Raw genomic sequence first — 16,087 nt, forward strand, 5'->3', positions numbered from 1 at the left:
CCGTCAGATTTGTCGCACGCGCATGAAAAAATCAGACCAAATTACGAGTCAGACTCTGAGATTTTTGGGATTCGCCGTCGCCGGGTCGCGTATTTTGAGCAGCCGGTGCAGTTGCTCGGGGGCAGACGGGGATATTTAGATTTATTTTGGAAAGGCACACTGCTCGTTGAGCAAAAAAGTGCCGGGCGGGCCTTGGTTCCTGCGAAAAAGCAGGCGCTCGATTATTTTCCGGGTCTGACGGATGACGAACTGCCGCGTTATTTGCTGCTCTCAGATTTTCAGAATTTTGAACTTTATGATCTTGATGAGGGCACCGAGATTAGGTTTCGGCTCGCGGATTTGCCGCAGCATGTTGAGGCCTTTGGCTTCATTATGGGGGTTCAGGCGCGGACGTTTCGTGACCAAGACCCGGTGAATTTGCGCGCTTCGGCGCTGATGCAGCGGCTTCACGATGATTTGAAGGCGTCCGGGTTTGAGGGGCATGCGCTGGAGTTATTGCTGGTTCGGCTGCTATTTTGTTTATTTGCCGATGATACGGGTATTTTTCCGGAACGTGGCATGTTTCAGGCATTTTTGGCTGAGCGGACGCGGGCGGATGGTTCGGATGTTGGGCCGCTGATTGGCAAGTTGTTTGAGGTGCTCAATCAGGCTGAGGACCGGCGGCAAACGACGCTCGATGCTGATTTGGCGTTGTTTCCTTATGTTAATGGCGAATTATTTGCTGAACGGCTGCCGCTGCCTGATTTTGATGGTGGGATGCGCGCGACGCTGCTTGAGGCTTCGGCGTTTAATTGGGATGCGATTTCGCCGGCGATTTTTGGTGCGTTGTTTCAGGGGGTGATGACGCCGAAGGAGCGCCGGGCGAAGGGGGCGCATTATACGACTGAGAAGAATATTTTGAAGGTGATTGAGCCATTATTTCTTGATGAATTGCGTGCCGAATTTGGGCGGTTGAAGGCTCGGCGAGGTGCCGGGCGCGAGGCTGCGCTGAAGGCGTTCCATGATCGGCTTGCGACTTTGACATTTTTTGATCCGGCCTGTGGATGCGGCAATTTTTTGATTATTGCTTATCGGGAATTGCGGGCGCTGGAGATTGATTTGTTGCTTGAAATCCATCGGGATCGGCTGGCGGATATTAAGGGAAGTTTTGCGACGTTTAATGTTGCAACGTTTGTGAAGCTGGATGTTGATCAGTTTTACGGAATTGAATTGGAGGAGTTTCCGGCGCGGATTGCAGAAGTTGCGCTGTGGATGATGGACCATATTATGAATAATCGGCTGTCGCTGGCGTTTGGCGAAGCCTATGCGCGGATTCCGTTGCGGAAGGCGCCGCATATTTTGAATGCGGATGCGTTGGAGACTGATTGGAGCACGCTGCTTGCGGCGGAGCGATGCAGTTATGTGTTTGGCAATCCGCCGTTTATTGGTGCGAAGATGCAGAGCGAGGCGCAACGGGCGCAGGTTCGCCGACTGGCGGCTCTTGGTGGATCGGGCGGGACGCTTGATTATGTTGCGGCGTGGTTTTTGAAGGCTGGGGCCTATGTGGGGAAACGGCCCATCCGCATTGGTTTTGTTGCTACCAATTCGGTGACGCAGGGCGAGCAGGTTGGGCAGCTTTGGCCGATTTTGTTTGATCGGCTTGGTCTGGAGATTGCCTTTGCCCATCGCACTTTTGCCTGGGGTTCTGATGCCAAGGGGGTTGCGCATGTGCATGTGGTGATTATTGGGCTGACGCCGCGCGATATTGAGCCTGCGGAAAAACGATTGTTTTCCTATGCGGATATCAAAGGCGACCCAACCGAGACACGACACGCGGCGCTATCGTCGTATTTAGTTGATGCAACCGGGCTTGCTGATCGGCATTTGGTGGTGCGGGAGACGGCGCAGCCGTTATGTGATATCCCGAAGCTTATTATCGGTTCGAAACCTATTGATAATGGACATTTTATTTTTGACGAAGGCGAGCGGCTTGCATTGCTAAAAGCCGAACCGGATGTTGCTCCATTGTTGTTTCCGTTTGTTGGGTCAGAGGAATATTTGAATGGCGGGAACCGCTGGATTTTATCATTGCAAGATGCAGATCCCGATAGGCTTAGAAAGATGCCGCGCGTTATGGATCGCGTTCATGCGGTTCGGAAGTTTCGTGAAAAAAGTCGTAGTGTGCAGACCCGTAAATTAGCCAATTCGCCAACGCGGTATCATGTGAACGTGATTCCGACTCGACAATTTTTGGTTATTCCAAAAGTCAGTTCTGAGCGACGGCCTTATTTGCCGATTGGTTGGTTAAACCCGCCTGTTATACCCAGCGACCTTGTATTCGTGCTGCTTGATGCGACGCTTTGGCATTTTGGGATTCTGACGTCGGCGATGCATATGGCTTGGCTGCGCCATGTTGGCGGGCGGCTCAAAAGTGATTATCGTTATTCTATTGGCTTGGTTTATAATAGTTTTCCTCGGCCTGACGTGGAGCCAAAGCAGCGGCAGCAGGTTGAAAAGCTTGCTCAGGCGGTGCTTGATGCGCGGGCGCAATTTCCTGATGCGACTTTGGCGGCGCTGTATGATCCGGATTTGATGAAGCCGGTGCTGCGGCGCGCGCATGCAATGCTGGATGTTGCGGTGGATCGGCTGTATCGGGCGGTGCCGTTCGGCTCTGAGCGGGAGCGGGCGGAACATTTGTTTTCGCTCTATGAGCGTTTGAGTGCTCCGACGGTGGCGGCGATGCAGACGCCCGCAAAGCGGCCGCGGCGGCGAATTTAGGCGGTGAACTCGCGCTTGACAGCGATTAGGTTGTGATGGTGGTATTAGACTGGATATCGAAGGGCATTGTCGCGCGGTGAATTGGGTATCGACTTTGACGCCACTTGTTAGTCTTGATTTATTTAAAGGGAGATTTGTGAGATGAGTGACCCGAGTTCAACGACAACTCCCGGTCAGGGATCGGAGCAGCCGAACAGTGTTGTAGGATGTAAATGTTACAACAAACTTTTAGATAAGATCAAAAAATGCGCATTATTAACCAAAAAATTGACAGAAACTGAATTAAAGTCCGTTGAAGGGAAGGATAAAATTATATTAAAATCAATCTGGCTTTATGTCGATTTGCTAAAGTGGAGTTTAGTTTCAATTTCTTCAATTGGAATTTTTTTTATGTTTGATCATAGCGATATAAATTTTGCGAAAAATTATTTTTCCATCTTTTTAATTGCACTGACTTTACCTGTTTCTGTGGCTGTGTTTTCGATAATCAGAATTAGCGAGATGGATCTGTTATTAAATGCGATACTTAAATCATCTACCCCCAAAGTATCGTTGATTAATCGTTTAATAATATATGTCACAATAGCCGTGCCTGTTTTATTGTTTTTTTGTGCTATCCGTTACGGTGTATGGCACCCATCTTCGTCAATTTCAACTTCCACAGCATCTAAAAAATGAAGTGGTTTTACAATGTGCAGTTGCTGCTTTGAATTTTAGGCACCACAAGAATTCAGTTGGTGGCGTCCGCGATTTTGGCTGATGGCAACTCCTGGAATAAGGGTGGGAAGCTCAATCCAACAGCGCGACAGGCCGGATCGATACTGGCGCATGGGGCGGAGCGGAGGCGGGAGAGAAAATTAGCGGAGTTCGCGGCGGAGGATTTTGCCGGTGACGGTTTTGGGGGCATGATCGCTCGAACAACATCGCGCATGGGCGGATGGTTTTTCCGTTGCGGTGGTTGGCTCGGGCGCGGTGGATGATACCAAGTTGTTGATTGTTGTTTCTAGGCCAGATCGATGAAGGGGTTCCACGCGACTTCCCAAAGGTGACCATCGGGGTCCGAGAAATATCCGGAATAGCCACCCCAAAACACGTCTTGGGGTGTTTTGACTGGTTTGGCGCCTGCGTTTAGGGCGAGATCAAATGCAGCGTTGACGGCTTGTTTTGACTCGGCGTTATGCGCCAGTGTTATGTTAGGGAAGCCACTGCCATTTGGCGGGAGTTGGGCGTCGTCGGCGAGTTTTTCGCGCGGATAAATTGACAGCCAGGTGCCTTCGAGCTTGAAAAATACGACGTCGTCGCCGTCCTTGTAGTTATATGTGGGGAATCCAAGACCGTCACGGTAGAAGGCTAACGATTTTGCGATGTCGGCAACCCCGAGGGTGATGAGGCCGATTTTCGGTTTCATAGATTGGGTTCCTGGTTTATGCGTTTGGCTGACTGAAAAAATTGATCTGGTTTGAGCGGCTTGTCAATTTTTTTGCGCCCCGGCCCGGCCCGGCTTGAGCGCGGGCGCGGGTGGGGGTGGGGGCAAAAATTTGGGTTAGGTGCGGAAGGTGGAGGCGGGGTAGCCTTGGAGGAATAACAGAGCGCGCAGATCGGCGTGGTCGATGCGGAGTTTGGCGCGTTCGAGCAGGATGTTTTTGCCGTGATAGGCGACGCCGGCGCCGGCATCTTCGATCATGGCGAGGTCGTTGGCGCCGTCGCCGACGGCGAGGGTGGCGCGGAGTTGGACGCCGCGCTGGGCGGCGATTTCGTGTAGGGCGGTGCGTTTGGCGTCCCGATCGAGGATGGGTTCCTGCACGAGGCCGGTGAGGCGCGAGCCGTCATCGAGCAGGGTATTGGCGCGGTGCAGGTCAAAGCCGAGTTCGGCGGCGGCGCGGGCGGTGAAGAAGGTGAAGCCGCCGGAAACCAGCGCGGTGAGGGCGCCGTTGGCGCGCATGGTGGCGACCAGTTCGCGCGCGCCGGCGCAGAATTCGGTGCGCCGCCAGGTGCGTTCGAGGGCGGCGAGGTCCAGGCCTTTGAGCAGGGCGACGCGTTCGCGCAGGCCTTGGGCGAAATCGATACTGCCGGCCATGGAGCGGGCGGTGATGGCGGCGACTTGATCGCCAAAGCCGGCTTCGGCGGCGAGATCATCGAGGGTTTCGGTGGTGACGATGGTGCTGTCCATATCCGCGATCAGGACGGCTTTGCGGCGGCCACGGGCTTTGATGGTGAAAAAATCGACCGGCTGATGATCGAGCGCGGCGAGCACGGCGGCGGCGTTGGGCTCGATCATGCAGGGGATTTCGGCGGCCTCGCCGGGCGAGAGCCAGACCGGGACGCCGCCGGCGATGACATCGCGCACGCGGGCGACCATGGCATCGGTGAGGGAAATCTTGTGTCGTGCGGCAACCAGGACCAATAGGAATTTCATGAGTGAAGCGGCTAGCGCACTGGAACGGGATCAAGCAAGGGCCTTGCCGATCATTGTGGGGCCGACGGCGTCCGGCAAGTCGGCGTTGGCGCTGGCGCTGGCGGCGCGGCTGGGCGGGACGATCATTAATGCCGATGCGATGCAATGCTATGCGGATTGGCGGATTATCACGGCGCGACCGAGTGCGGCGGATGAGGCGCGGGCGGTGCATGTTCTGTATGGGGTGCGGACGCTGGATCAGGCGGTGGATGCGGCGTGGTGGCGCGGCGCGGCGTTGGGCGTGCTGGCGGGGGCTAAAAATCCGATTTTATGCGGTGGGACGGGATTGTATTTGCGCGCGCTGATTGAAGGTTTAGCGCCGGTGCCGGATTTTGCGCCGGAGGCGCGGATGCAGGCGCGGGCGATGCTGGCGGCGCACGGGGCGGTTTGGCTGCATGGGTTTTTGGCGGCGCGTGATCCGGTGACGGCGGCGCGGGTGCGGCCCCACGATCCGCAGCGTGTGGCGCGGGCGGTCGAGGTGTGGCTCGGCACCGGGCGGGGCCTGGCCTATTGGCAGGCGCAACCGACCGAGCGGCTGCGCGGATTTGCGCCCGTGGTGATTTGGCTCGATCCGCCGCGTGACGCGTTGCGGGCGGCGATTGAGCGGCGGTTTCACGCAATGCTGGCGGCTGGGGCGGTTGAGGAGGTGCGTGCGGTGGTAGCGCGAGGATTGCCGGATGATTTGCCGGGGTTGCGGGCGCATGGGGTGCCGGAATTGCGGGGTTATTTGGCGGGAAAGATGGATTTGGCGGCGGCGACGGCGGCGGCGATTGCCGCGACGATGCGCTACACCAAGCGCCAAGCGACCTGGTTCCGCCATCAGCGATTGGCCGATGCGCGTTGGACGCAGGTGATCAATGCGCGGATTGATGATTCTACGCAATTTTTGGAAAGAACCCTAGACGAAATCATGTCACTTATTAAGTGCTGCGGTTGACGCCGGGGACACCGCCGGGCTACCGCTGATAAGCTGAAACAGGAAATTTTGGATGAACGCCGTGACCACTACCAAACAGGCTGGAACCTCTGGGGCCGAAATCTTGCTGCAGGCGCTGAAAGCGCAGGGGGTTGAGGTTATTTTTGGCTATCCGGGCGGGGCGGTTTTGCCGATTTATGACGCGTTATTTCAGCAAAACGCGATCCGGCATATTTTGGTGCGCCATGAGCAGGCGGCGGTACACGCGGCGGAGGGCTATGCGCGCTCGACCGGCAAGGTGGGGGTGGTGTTGGTGACCTCCGGGCCGGGGGCGACCAATGCGGTGACCGGGTTGCTCGATGCGTTGATGGATTCAATCCCGCTGGTGTGTTTGACCGGCCAGGTGCCGACGCATTTGATTGGCAATGACGCGTTTCAGGAGGCGGATACCACCGGGATCACGCGGCAGGCGACCAAGCATAATTATCTGGTCAAGCGCTCGGAGGATTTGGCGCGGGTGGTGCATGAGGCGTTTTATGTGGCGCGCACCGGGCGGCCAGGGCCGGTGCTGATTGATTTGCCCAAGGATGTGTTGATTAATCCAGCACCTTATGCCGAGCCGGCGACCGGGCCGCATCGCAGCTATCGGCCCCGCACCGAGCCGGACCCGGCGCGGATTGCTGAGGCGGTGGCGCTGATCAAGCGGGCGGAGCGGCCGGTGATTTATTCGGGCGGCGGGATTATCAATGCCGGGCCGGAGGCGGCATCGCTGTTGATTGAGTTTGCGACGATGATTGGCGCGCCGGTGACCTCGACGCTGATGGGGTTGGGGGCGTTTCCGGCATCGAACCCGCAATTTATCGGCATGTTGGGCATGCACGGCACCTATGAGGCCAATTTGACCATGCATGGGTGCGATGTGATGGTGAATATCGGTGCGCGGTTTGATGATCGGGTGACCGGGCGGTTGAATGCGTTTGCGCCGGGCTCGAAAAAAATCCAGGTCGATATTGATCCGGCGAATATCAACAAGAACGTGCCGGTGGATGTGCCGATTGTGGCGGATGCGGTGTTGGCGTTGCGCGCTTTGATTGCGGCGTGGAAGCGCGATGAGGCGCCGCAAGATCGGGGCGCGCTCGCTTCATGGTGGCGGCGGATTGATGGCTGGCGGGCGAAAGATTCGCTGAAATTCACGCAATCATTCGAGCCGGGTTCGGTGATCAAGCCGCAATATGCGATCCAGCGTTTGTGGGAAATGACCCGTGATCGGTCCAGCTATATCACCACCGAGGTGGGCCAGCATCAGATGTGGGCGGCGCAATATTATCGCTTCGAGCAGCCTAATCGGTGGATGACATCGGGTGGGTTGGGGACCATGGGGTATGGCTTGCCGGCGGCGATGGGGGTGCAGGTGGCGCATCCGGACGCGTTGGTGATCGATATTGCGGGTGAGGCCAGTATTCTGATGAATATTCAGGAAATGGGCACGCTCGCGCAATATCGGCTGCCGGTGAAGGTTTTTATTCTGAATAACGAGTATATGGGCATGGTGCGGCAATGGCAGGAATTGCTGCATGGCGGGCGCTATTCGGAGAGTTATTCGGCGGCGTTGCCCGATTTCGTCAAGCTGGCGGAGAGTTTTCATGCGACCGGGCTGCGGGCGCGCACGATTGATGATCTGGACCGGGTGATTGCCGAGATGATTGCGACCGATCGGGCGGTGATTGCTGATATTTGCGTTGATCCGCGCGAGAATTGCTTTCCGATGATCCCATCCGGGGCGGCGCATAATGAGATGATTTTGGGGCCGGAGCATGAGGATGAGGCGCGCGGCATTACCGATGAAGGGTTGGTGCTGGTATGAACGCGATTGTGCAACAGGCGCTGCGCTCGGCGACGATTTCGGTACTGGTGGAGAACGAATCTGGGGTTTTGGCCCGGGTGATCGGGCTGTTTTCCGGGCGGGGTTATAATATTGAGAGTTTGACGGTGGCGCCGGTGGATGATGACCGGCGGCGCAGCCGGATTACCATTGTCACGCACGGGACCGAGATGGTGATTGAGCAGATCAAGGCGCAGCTTGATCGGCTGGTGCCGGTTTATCGGGTTGCTGATTTGTCGCGCGAGGGGCCGCATTTGGCGCGGGAATTGGCGTTGATCAAGGTGGTTGGCACCGGGGACCACCGATCAGAGGCGCTGCGGTTGGCCGATGCGTTCCGCGCCCGGGTGATTGATGCGACGACCGAGAGTTTTGTGTTTGAGCTGACCGGGGCGACCGATAAGCTCGACGCGTTCTTGGATTTGATGCGACCGTTGGGGTTGGTGGAAGTATCACGCACCGGGGTGGCTGCGATCGCGCGCGGGCCGCGCACGATCTGAGTGATCCCCGCGATCGGGCCCCTCCCAGCGTGCGCGGATCAGGTAAATCGGGCGCTGTTTGCTTTCCTCATAGATGCGCCCGAGATATTCGCCGATCACGCCGAGGGCGAGGAGCTGCACGCCGCCGAGGAATAAGATCACCACGATCAGGGACGGGTAGCCGGCGACGGCGTTGCCGAACATGATTTTCCGGAAAATGATGATCGCGGCGTAGATGAAGGCGAAGATCGAGACGGTGACGCCGAGATAAGAGGCAAGGCGCAGCGGCGCGCTGGAAAATGAGGTGATGCCTTCCAGGGCGAAATTCCAAAGCTTCCAGTAATTCCAACTGGTTTGCCCGCCATGGCGCGGGGCGCGCTGATAGGGCACATCGGTGGTGCGAAATCCGACCCAGGCGAACAGGCCCTTCATGAAGCGGCGGCGTTCGCGCAGGCCGTTTAGCGCTTCGAGCGCCGGGCGGGCGATCAGGCGGAAATCGCCGGTATCGGAGGGGATGGGCACGTCGCTGAGGCGGTTGATCACCCGGTAAAAGCCGCGCGCGGTGGTGCGTTTGAGCCAGCCATCGCTGGTGCGGCTGGCGCGGACGGCGTTGACCACGTCAAACCCCTCACGCCATTTGGCGATCAGGGCGGGGATTAGCTCGGGCGGGTCTTGCAAATCGGCATCGAGCGGGATGACGGCCTCGCCGCGCGCGTGATCGAGGCCGGCGGTGAGGGCGGCTTCTTTGCCGAAATTACGGGCGAGATCGAACACGCGCACGCGCGGGTCTTGCTGGCTGAGCGCGATCAGCCGGGCTAACGTGTCATCACGCGAGCCATCATTGACGCAAACCAGTTCCCAATCCTCGCCGGTCATGACCGCGCAAAGCCGATCATAGAGGAGCGCAATATTGGCGGCTTCGTTATGACAGGGGACGACGATGGAGATCATGGCTCACACCTAGCCGATTTGTGCGGCGACACCAACGGTTGTTACGTTTGGTTGTTACGTTTGGGTGTTCGGTTTGGGTGTTCCGTTGACAGGCTGGCAGCCAGACGGCAGGGAGTGCTTCGCATGGCGGAGCAATTATGAACAGGATATTCCGGCGATTTTCAATTGCGCGCCCGAACTGGCTGGTGATGGTGTTTTTGCTGGTCTGTGGGGTCACCGGGCTGCGGCTGGTTTATGCGACGCCGATGGGCCAGGTGGCGGATGAACCCTCGCATATTGCGCGGGCGGCGGCGCTCACACGCGGGATTGTGATTGGCCGGAAGGTGCAATTCAACGTGGGGAAGGTCGCCGGGGTGATGGTTGATCAGGGGCTGATTGACGCCTCGGAATCAGAGTTGGTGCCGCCGGGTTTCAATGTTCATATTCCACCGGCCCAACGCAAAGCTGCACGCGCGATCCGATGGGCCAATAGGCTGGGGTTTGACGGGGCGAGCGGCTCGGTTGAGTATTTGCCGGTTTTCTACATCCCCGGCAGTTTGGGCATCGGGATTGGGCATTGGATCGGCCAATCGCCATTGCAGGCTTTATATACCGGGCGGTTATTCATGCTGCTTGGATTTTTGCTGATGGGGGCGCTGGCGCTGCAAAGGGCGCAATTTGGGCGGCCCTTATTATTTGCATTTCTGGCGCTGCCGATGACCTTATCGCTGGGTGCATCCTTCAACCAGGATGGGATGTTGATTGCCGCCTGTGTGCTCTGTGCGGCACTCCTGACCGAGGCGGAGGAGCGCGCGCCCACGGCACGCTGGATTGCTGCCGCGATTTTTGCTGCCGTTATCTGCTCCAAGCCACCTTATGGGTTTTTGTTGTTTTGCGCGCTGATCCCGCTACGCTGGCGCGGGCTAGGAAGACGATTTGTGCTGCTGTCGCTGTTTGCGATCCCCTCGATCATCTGGGTGTTGGTGATGCTGCGCACCTCATTCACACCATCATGGGGGCCGCATTATCACCCTGGACCGCTTTGGCCGGGCAAGGCGAGCGATGTGTTTACGTCACCCGATGCGGTGGCCAATCTGCGCGTGTTGTTGGCGCATCCAAGCCAGATTATTTTGATGCCATATCATTATATTACGTTGTATTTTACTGGGCTGACGCACGAGTTTTTTGGGATTTTCGGATGGCTGACCATCGTGATGTCCGATCAGGTCTATCATTTTTGGGAGTTGGCGCTGGCGGCGGCGGCACTGGCCAGCCTCGCCGGTTCGAATGCGGCGGCGCTGCGCTGGCATTTGGTTGATGCGCTGTGGATTTTGGGGTTGGCGGTGGTGACGGTGGTTTTGATGGAGCTGGCGCTTTATATTTCCTGGACCCATGTTGGCACGACGATTATTGCCGGTGTGCAGGGGCGCTATTTTCTGGAGATTGTACCGTTTTTGGTCTTGGCGCTGCCGCGTTGGGGACGTTGGATCAATCGGGTCAGCCGGTGGCGGTATGCGGCGCTCTCGCTGGAGACGGTTTTGACGCTGCCGGTGGTTGCGATGGCGATTTATGATGGGTTTTATCTGCCGCATTTGATTTATGCGCGGTTTTCCTGAGCGGTGCCGATGGTGAGATTGGGTTGCGCGCTCCGATCGGGCCTTGATTACGGCGGGGCGCACGCGCTGACGCTGCTATTCGTGGCGATCACGCTCTATACCGGCCTGCATCTGGCCTATGGCACGCCGATTGGCGATGTGGCGGATGAGCCGGCGCATATTTCGCGCACGGTGGCGTTGCTGCATGGGCAGATTTTCGGGGTTCGGCACGCCACGCCACGTGGGCCGGATTCCGGGGTGTTCATCGATAGCGGCTTGGCGCGGGCAGCGCGGGCGGAGCTGTTGCCGCGGCCAACCGGGACGGCGATTTATGTGCCGAAAATTGGCGCAAAGCAGGTGGCGACGGCACGCGCGATCCGCTGGAGTGGCCAGCGCAAATTTGTCCAGGCGAGTGGCGCGGTTGAGTATTTTCCGGGCCTTTATCTGCCCGGCGCGCTGGCTGCGGCGGCCCTCGCCACGCTGCTGGGCGCCTCGGCGGGGCGGGTACGCTGGCATTGGGGGGATGCTTTGTTGGTTCTGGCGTTGGTCGGGGCCAGTATCATCGCCGTGGAATTATCGCTGTATTTGGATTGGACCAATGTCGGCGGGGCGCAGATTATTGGCGTGCAGGGGCGCTATTATTTGCTGCTGGTGCCGCGCTTTGGCGCTTGGTTCGATCGCGGGACGGGCTGGCGTTATGGCCGAGATGCGGCTAGCGTTTTATTGACGTTGCCGGCGATTTTGGTGGCGCTCAAAGCTGCGTTGGTGCTGCCCACTCTGATTGCTCGGTCATTTTATCAATGAAATCTGCCCTGCCTCCGATCATCGCTGTGGTGATCCCGTGTTTTAAGGTGCGTGCGCATATTTTGCCGGTGCTCGCGGCGATTGGCCCCTCGGTTGCGCGGATTTATGCCGTCGATGATGCTTGCCCTGAGCAGAGTGGCGATTGGATCGCGGCGTCATGCGCCGATCCACGGGTGGTGGTGCTGCGCCATGCGCAAAATCAAGGCGTGGGCGGGGCGATGGTGACCGGCTATCGTCGAGCGCGGGCGGATGGGGCGGATATTATTGTGAAAATCGATGGCGATGGGCAGATGGACCCCCGCTTGCTCGAGCATTTTACCGCACCGATCATTGCCGGGCGGGCTGATTATACCAAGGGCAATCGGTTTTTTGATGTGACCGCGTTAAAGCCGATGCCGCCGGTGCGGGTGTTTGGCAATGCTGTTTTATCGTTTTTGACTAAATTATCCTCGGGCTATTGGACCTTGTTTGACCCGACCAATGGCTATACCGCGATTCATGCGGCCTTGATCGATTTCATTCCGTTGGACGCCCTGCCCCGCCGCTATTTCTTTGAATCGGACATGCTGTTTCGCTTGGGCACGTTGCGCGCTTGTGTGATCGATATTCCGATGGCGGCGGTGTATGGCGCTGAGGTTAGTAATATGAACATCAAAACCGTGATTCCCGAATTTCTGCGCGGCCATGCGCGCAATTTTGGCAAGCGGCTGGTGTATAATTATTTTCTGCGGGATTTTTCGCTCGCCTCGCTGGAGTTTCTGGCCGGATTGCTGCTGATGGGATTTGGCACGCTGACCGGGCTGTATTTCTGGGTTCATAATAGTTTGCTCAATGTCACCACCAGTTCAGGCACGGTGATGTTGGCGGCGCTGCCGATTATTTTGGGTTTGCAGCTTTTATTGTCGTTTATTGGCTATGACATTGCGAGCGTACCGAGCCGGGCGATTTTTCCAACGCTGCCTGAACGAGTGGGGCCTGAGCGGGTGGGGCCAGGGCCACTGGGGTCTGAGCCGCTGGGGTCTGAGCAGGAGGAGATTGGCCGGCATGGTTAATACGATCGCGTTGTTGCTCTTTACGATCATTTTGGCGAGCGGCCAGCTTTTGTTCAAGAAAGTGGGGTTGTCGCTGCGCGGACGCCCACCCTTGGAGGCCGTGAGCACGGTGCTGAGCCAGCCTTCGATTTATGCGGCGGGGTTGCTCTATGGCGTGGCGACGGTGCTGTGGATTTGGATTCTCTCGCGCGTGCCGCTGAGCCGGGCCTATCCGTGGGTGGCGGTGGGAATTGCGCTGGTGCCGATGCTCTCGATCAAGCTGTTTCACGAGCGGGTGGGCCCGTGGTTTTGGGTGGGGGTGGCCTTGATCCTGGTTGGTATCCTGGTGACGCAAATCGGCTATAAACCCAACTGAGCGCCCGCGTGGGGCGATTCGCCTGATCGATGGAGCCTGCATGACGCTGATTGCCGCGATTCTCTTTGCCATTATGCAAGGGGCAACCGAACTTTTCCCGGTCTCCAGCCTGGGCCATGCGGTGATTGTGCCGAGCTTGCTGCATTGGCGGGTCAACCAGCATGCGCCATCGTTTTTGCCGTTTGTGGTGATGCTGCATGTGGGCACGGCGACGGCGTTGCTTGCTTATTTTTGGCGCGATTGGTGGGATATGGCGTTGGCGCTGGTCAGCCGACACCAAAGCCCGGGAGCGAAAGCGCAGCGGGGCTTGCTGGTGAATTTGGTGATCGCCACACTGCCGGCGGTGGTGATTGGTTTTGCGCTGAAAAAGCCGATCCAGCATTTATTTGCCTCGCCGATGATTGCGGCGGGGTTTTTGATTGTGAATGCGGGGTTGCTGCTGGCGGGTGACCGGCTGCGGCGGCGGGTGAGCGGCAAGACCGTGGAGGGGCTGACGGCGCTGGATGCGCTGGTGATTGGGTTGTTTCAATGTTTGGCGTTTTTGCCCGGCTTGTCACGCTCAGGGGCGGCGATGGTGGGCGGGTTGGCGCGCGGCGTTGATCATGGCGGGGCGGCGCGGTTTGCGTTTTTGATGGCAACCCCGGTGATTGCCGGGGCGACGGTGGTGGAGGTGCCGAAATTATGGCATCATCATCAGGCGTTGGGCGGGGGAATTTTGGGGCTCTCGGTGCTGGCCGCCGTCGTGGCGGGGATTGTGGCGTTTCTCTCCACCGCGTTTTTGATGCGCTATTTTCGCGATCATGAACGCTGGGCGCTCGGCCCGTTCGCGGCATATTGCGCTGGCATGGGCGTGCTGAGCCTGGTGCTGTTATCGGCGGGGATTTGATCAAGGATTTAGCACCAACGGTGCTGCGGCTGATGGCGGCGCGGCTCGCGCGCAGTATTGCGCAGGGCGCGTTGGTCACCGATTTTGCGCTTTATGCGCGCACGCTTGGCTGGAGTGCGACGCGGCTCGGCTTGGTGTTTGCGCTGGCGATTGGGTTTTCGGTGGTGCTGACGGCGGGCATCGGCCCGGCGAGCGACCGGTTTGGGCGGCGGCAGTTTTTGCTGGTCTATGAAATTCTCTCGGTGGCGACTTCGATTATCGCATTGGAGAGCAGAATTTTTTTGCCGCTCGCGGTGGCCGCGATCATTGGCGGGTTTGGCCGGGGGGCGAATGGCGCGGCGGGGCCGTTTGCGCCGGCGGAGCAATCATGGATGTCGGTGTTGATTGCCCCCAAGCAATTGGGCGCACTGCTCTCGTTGAATGCGAGCCTTGGATTTTTCGGCATGGCGGTGGGAGCGGTGGTGGCGGGGTTGATCGGGCCGGTGCAACCGATATTTTGGCTCCCGCTCGGGGCGGGCTTGATCGCTTTTTCGCTATTATGGCTGAGCCCGGACCCGCAACGGCTTGTGGAGCGTTTCACCGGACCCGCGCAACAGGCCGAGGCGGCGACGGCGCGGGTGGAGCGCGGGCTGCTTTGGCGTCTGGCGGGGCTGAATTTGCTGAACGGGACTGGGATTGGGATGGTGGGGCCGTTCATGTCCTGGTGGTTTGCGGCGCGCTTTGGGGTTGGCGCGGGGGCCATTGGGCCGTCTTTTGCGTTGGGGTTCATCGCGGCGGGCAGTGCTTCCATGGTCGCGGGGCGGCTGACGCCGCGTTATGGCGCGGTGCGCACGGTGGTGGTGATGCGCGCACTCGGTTTGGCGAGTTTGGTCGCGATGCCGTTCATGCCGAGTTTTGCGGCGGCGGTGCTGGTCTATACGCTGCGGTCGGCGTTAAATCGCGGCACGGCGGGGGCGCGGCAAGCCGTGGCGCTGGGGCTGGTGCGCGGCAAACGGCGCGGGCTGGCCGCGAGTATTAACACGCTCTCGACGATGGCACCGCGCGGGATTGCGCCGGCCTTTGCTGGCGCGTTGTTCGCCGAGGGGGCGCTGGTGGCGCCGTTTTTGATCGCCGGGCTGTTTCAGGGAGCGTATTTGGTGCTGTATCCGCTGGCTTTTTCCAACCATGATCAATCGAGGCCGTGATGACTGGTTTGCGCGTCGTTATTTTTATCCTGGCCCTGCTTGCCCTATCGGGCGCCGCGCAAGCGGCCCCGCGTCCGCGGGTTAATTTGGCGGCGGTGCCGATCGGGCGGATGGATTTGCCCTGGTGGCGGGCGCGCTTTGCGCAGACATTGGACCAAGCACGGGCCGATCCGGGTGCCAAATTGATCTGGCTGGGCGATAGTATCACCCAATATTGGACCCGCAAATCCCCTGTAGCGTCCGAGACGATTTTGCCGGTGTGGCAGCATTATTATGCGCCGTATAACGCGCTGGATTTCGGTTTTATTGGCGATACCACGGCGAGTGTGATCTGGCGGGTGGATCATGGGCAATTGGCCGGGCTGCATCCCAAATTGATCGTGATTTTGATCGGCGCGAATAATCTTGGCTTGCCGCATTGGGGCGCACGGCGAACGGTGCCGGGGATCGAGGCGGTGGTGAATGATGTGCATCGTCATGCGCCGGGAGCAAAAATTTTGCTGTTGGGAGTGCTGCCCTCGATCCGATCCGCGTGGGTGGATGCGCAAACGACGCTGATTAATGCAGCACTCGCGCGGATTTATCGGCATAACACGCTGGTGACGTTCCGCAATCCGGGGGTGGTGCTGGTGCGGCATGGGCGGGTGGATCGGAATTTGTTCATTGATCCGTTTTTCGCCAAACCGGAGCCGGCGCTGCACCCGAACCGGCGCGGCATGAGCTTGATTGCGCAGAATTTGGCCCCGACGGTGACGCGCTTGATGGGTGCGGCGCCGTAAGGTGGATGGTCAGCGT

The 16,087-nt window shown here is 58.5% G+C and carries 15 protein-coding genes; 12 read left to right on the plus strand and 3 right to left on the minus strand.

The genetic code is table 11. The annotated features are described in order from the left end of the window. Both ACYUCQ_RS11365 and ACYUCQ_RS11370 read left to right on the plus strand, forming a co-directional pair. The coding region (locus ACYUCQ_RS11365) for a class I SAM-dependent DNA methyltransferase (protein WP_460254649.1) at positions 1-2,757 on the plus strand (2,757 nt) is incomplete at its 5' end. A 141-nt stretch (positions 2,758-2,898) separates the two neighbouring features. Continuing rightward, the gene (locus ACYUCQ_RS11370; protein WP_460254650.1) at positions 2,899-3,435 is read left to right on the plus strand and encodes a hypothetical protein; all 537 of its coding nucleotides are present in this window, start codon (positions 2,899-2,901) and stop codon (positions 3,433-3,435) included. A 325-nt stretch (positions 3,436-3,760) separates the two neighbouring features. Here ACYUCQ_RS11370 and ACYUCQ_RS11375 read toward each other — a convergent pair whose 3' ends face one another. Both ACYUCQ_RS11375 and serB read right to left on the minus strand, forming a co-directional pair. Beyond that, positions 3,761-4,165, minus strand: a complete 405-nt coding sequence (locus tag ACYUCQ_RS11375; RefSeq protein ID WP_460254651.1) for a VOC family protein — start codon at positions 4,163-4,165, stop codon at positions 3,761-3,763. Positions 4,166-4,300: 135 nt separating this feature from the next. Next, entirely contained in the window at positions 4,301-5,173 is an 873-nt protein-coding gene (gene serB, locus ACYUCQ_RS11380) for a phosphoserine phosphatase SerB (RefSeq protein ID WP_460254652.1), read from the minus strand. Between serB and miaA the strand changes: the two genes are divergently transcribed. From miaA to ilvN, 3 genes are read left to right on the plus strand one after another with little or no spacing between them, the layout of a single operon-like run. Next, positions 5,172-6,149 carry a tRNA (adenosine(37)-N6)-dimethylallyltransferase MiaA gene (gene miaA, locus ACYUCQ_RS11385; RefSeq protein WP_460254653.1) on the plus strand — a complete coding sequence of 326 codons (978 nt, stop codon included), beginning with the start codon at positions 5,172-5,174 and terminating at the stop codon, positions 6,147-6,149. The genes serB and miaA overlap by 2 nt on opposite strands. A 52-nt stretch (positions 6,150-6,201) precedes the next feature. Further along, positions 6,202-7,992 (plus strand): acetolactate synthase 3 large subunit, encoded by a 1,791-nt coding sequence (locus ACYUCQ_RS11390; protein WP_460254654.1) that lies wholly within the window; start codon positions 6,202-6,204, stop codon positions 7,990-7,992. Further along, positions 7,989-8,507, plus strand: a complete 519-nt coding sequence (gene ilvN / locus ACYUCQ_RS11395; RefSeq protein ID WP_460254655.1) for an acetolactate synthase small subunit — start codon at positions 7,989-7,991, stop codon at positions 8,505-8,507. The genes ACYUCQ_RS11390 and ilvN overlap by 4 nt, the downstream gene beginning before the upstream one ends. On the opposite strand, the gene ACYUCQ_RS11400 is transcribed toward ilvN, so the two are convergent. Continuing rightward, positions 8,460-9,437 carry a glycosyltransferase family 2 protein gene (locus ACYUCQ_RS11400; protein ID WP_460254656.1) on the minus strand — a complete coding sequence of 326 codons (978 nt, stop codon included), beginning with the start codon at positions 9,435-9,437 and terminating at the stop codon, positions 8,460-8,462. The genes ilvN and ACYUCQ_RS11400 overlap by 48 nt on opposite strands. Positions 9,438-9,574: 137 nt before the next feature. Here ACYUCQ_RS11400 and ACYUCQ_RS11405 point away from each other — a divergent pair, with 137 nt between their 5' ends. Genes ACYUCQ_RS11405 through ACYUCQ_RS11435 form a run of 7 tightly spaced genes read left to right on the plus strand, consistent with a single transcriptional unit; the run spans position 9,575 to position 16,071 of the window. Beyond that, the gene (locus tag ACYUCQ_RS11405) at positions 9,575-11,032 is read left to right on the plus strand and encodes a DUF2142 domain-containing protein (RefSeq protein WP_460254657.1); all 1,458 of its coding nucleotides are present in this window, start codon (positions 9,575-9,577) and stop codon (positions 11,030-11,032) included. Positions 11,033-11,041: 9 nt separating this feature from the next. After that, complete coding sequence (locus tag ACYUCQ_RS11410) at positions 11,042-11,815, plus strand: DUF2142 domain-containing protein (RefSeq protein ID WP_460254658.1); 774 nt, start codon at positions 11,042-11,044, stop codon at positions 11,813-11,815. Beyond that, on the plus strand, positions 11,812-12,867 hold the full coding sequence (locus ACYUCQ_RS11415; RefSeq protein ID WP_460254659.1) for a glycosyltransferase family 2 protein: 1,056 nt from the start codon (positions 11,812-11,814) through the stop codon (positions 12,865-12,867). Before ACYUCQ_RS11410 ends, ACYUCQ_RS11415 begins: the two co-directional genes overlap by 4 nt. Continuing rightward, on the plus strand, positions 12,860-13,222 hold the full coding sequence (locus ACYUCQ_RS11420) for an SMR family transporter (protein ID WP_460254660.1): 363 nt from the start codon (positions 12,860-12,862) through the stop codon (positions 13,220-13,222). Before ACYUCQ_RS11415 ends, ACYUCQ_RS11420 begins: the two co-directional genes overlap by 8 nt. Before the next feature lie 40 nt (positions 13,223-13,262). Next, positions 13,263-14,108, plus strand: a complete 846-nt coding sequence (locus tag ACYUCQ_RS11425) for an undecaprenyl-diphosphate phosphatase (protein ID WP_460254661.1) — start codon at positions 13,263-13,265, stop codon at positions 14,106-14,108. Continuing rightward, positions 14,105-15,292 (plus strand): MFS transporter, encoded by a 1,188-nt coding sequence (locus ACYUCQ_RS11430; RefSeq protein WP_460254662.1) that lies wholly within the window; start codon positions 14,105-14,107, stop codon positions 15,290-15,292. Before ACYUCQ_RS11425 ends, ACYUCQ_RS11430 begins: the two co-directional genes overlap by 4 nt. After that, complete coding sequence (locus ACYUCQ_RS11435) at positions 15,292-16,071, plus strand: GDSL-type esterase/lipase family protein (RefSeq protein ID WP_460254663.1); 780 nt, start codon at positions 15,292-15,294, stop codon at positions 16,069-16,071. The genes ACYUCQ_RS11430 and ACYUCQ_RS11435 overlap by 1 nt, the downstream gene beginning before the upstream one ends. Positions 16,072-16,087 lie beyond the last annotated feature (16 nt).

This window comes from Acidiphilium sp. MT5 (assembly GCF_054767495.1).

Coding starts and splice junctions, on each gene's coding strand:
- ACYUCQ_RS11370 (WP_460254650.1), top strand. CDS start 2,899: ATGAGTGACCCGAGTTCAACGACAACTCCCGGTCAGGGATCGGAGCAG.
- ACYUCQ_RS11375 (WP_460254651.1), bottom strand. CDS start 4,165: ATGAAACCGAAAATCGGCCTCATCACCCTCGGGGTTGCCGACATCGCA.
- miaA (WP_460254653.1), top strand. CDS start 5,172: ATGAGTGAAGCGGCTAGCGCACTGGAACGGGATCAAGCAAGGGCCTTG.
- serB (WP_460254652.1), bottom strand. CDS start 5,173: ATGAAATTCCTATTGGTCCTGGTTGCCGCACGACACAAGATTTCCCTC.
- ACYUCQ_RS11390 (WP_460254654.1), top strand. CDS start 6,202: ATGAACGCCGTGACCACTACCAAACAGGCTGGAACCTCTGGGGCCGAA.
- ilvN (WP_460254655.1), top strand. CDS start 7,989: ATGAACGCGATTGTGCAACAGGCGCTGCGCTCGGCGACGATTTCGGTA.
- ACYUCQ_RS11400 (WP_460254656.1), bottom strand. CDS start 9,437: ATGATCTCCATCGTCGTCCCCTGTCATAACGAAGCCGCCAATATTGCG.
- ACYUCQ_RS11405 (WP_460254657.1), top strand. CDS start 9,575: ATGAACAGGATATTCCGGCGATTTTCAATTGCGCGCCCGAACTGGCTG.
- ACYUCQ_RS11410 (WP_460254658.1), top strand. CDS start 11,042: ATGGTGAGATTGGGTTGCGCGCTCCGATCGGGCCTTGATTACGGCGGG.
- ACYUCQ_RS11415 (WP_460254659.1), top strand. CDS start 11,812: ATGAAATCTGCCCTGCCTCCGATCATCGCTGTGGTGATCCCGTGTTTT.
- ACYUCQ_RS11420 (WP_460254660.1), top strand. CDS start 12,860: ATGGTTAATACGATCGCGTTGTTGCTCTTTACGATCATTTTGGCGAGC.
- ACYUCQ_RS11425 (WP_460254661.1), top strand. CDS start 13,263: ATGACGCTGATTGCCGCGATTCTCTTTGCCATTATGCAAGGGGCAACC.
- ACYUCQ_RS11435 (WP_460254663.1), top strand. CDS start 15,292: ATGACTGGTTTGCGCGTCGTTATTTTTATCCTGGCCCTGCTTGCCCTA.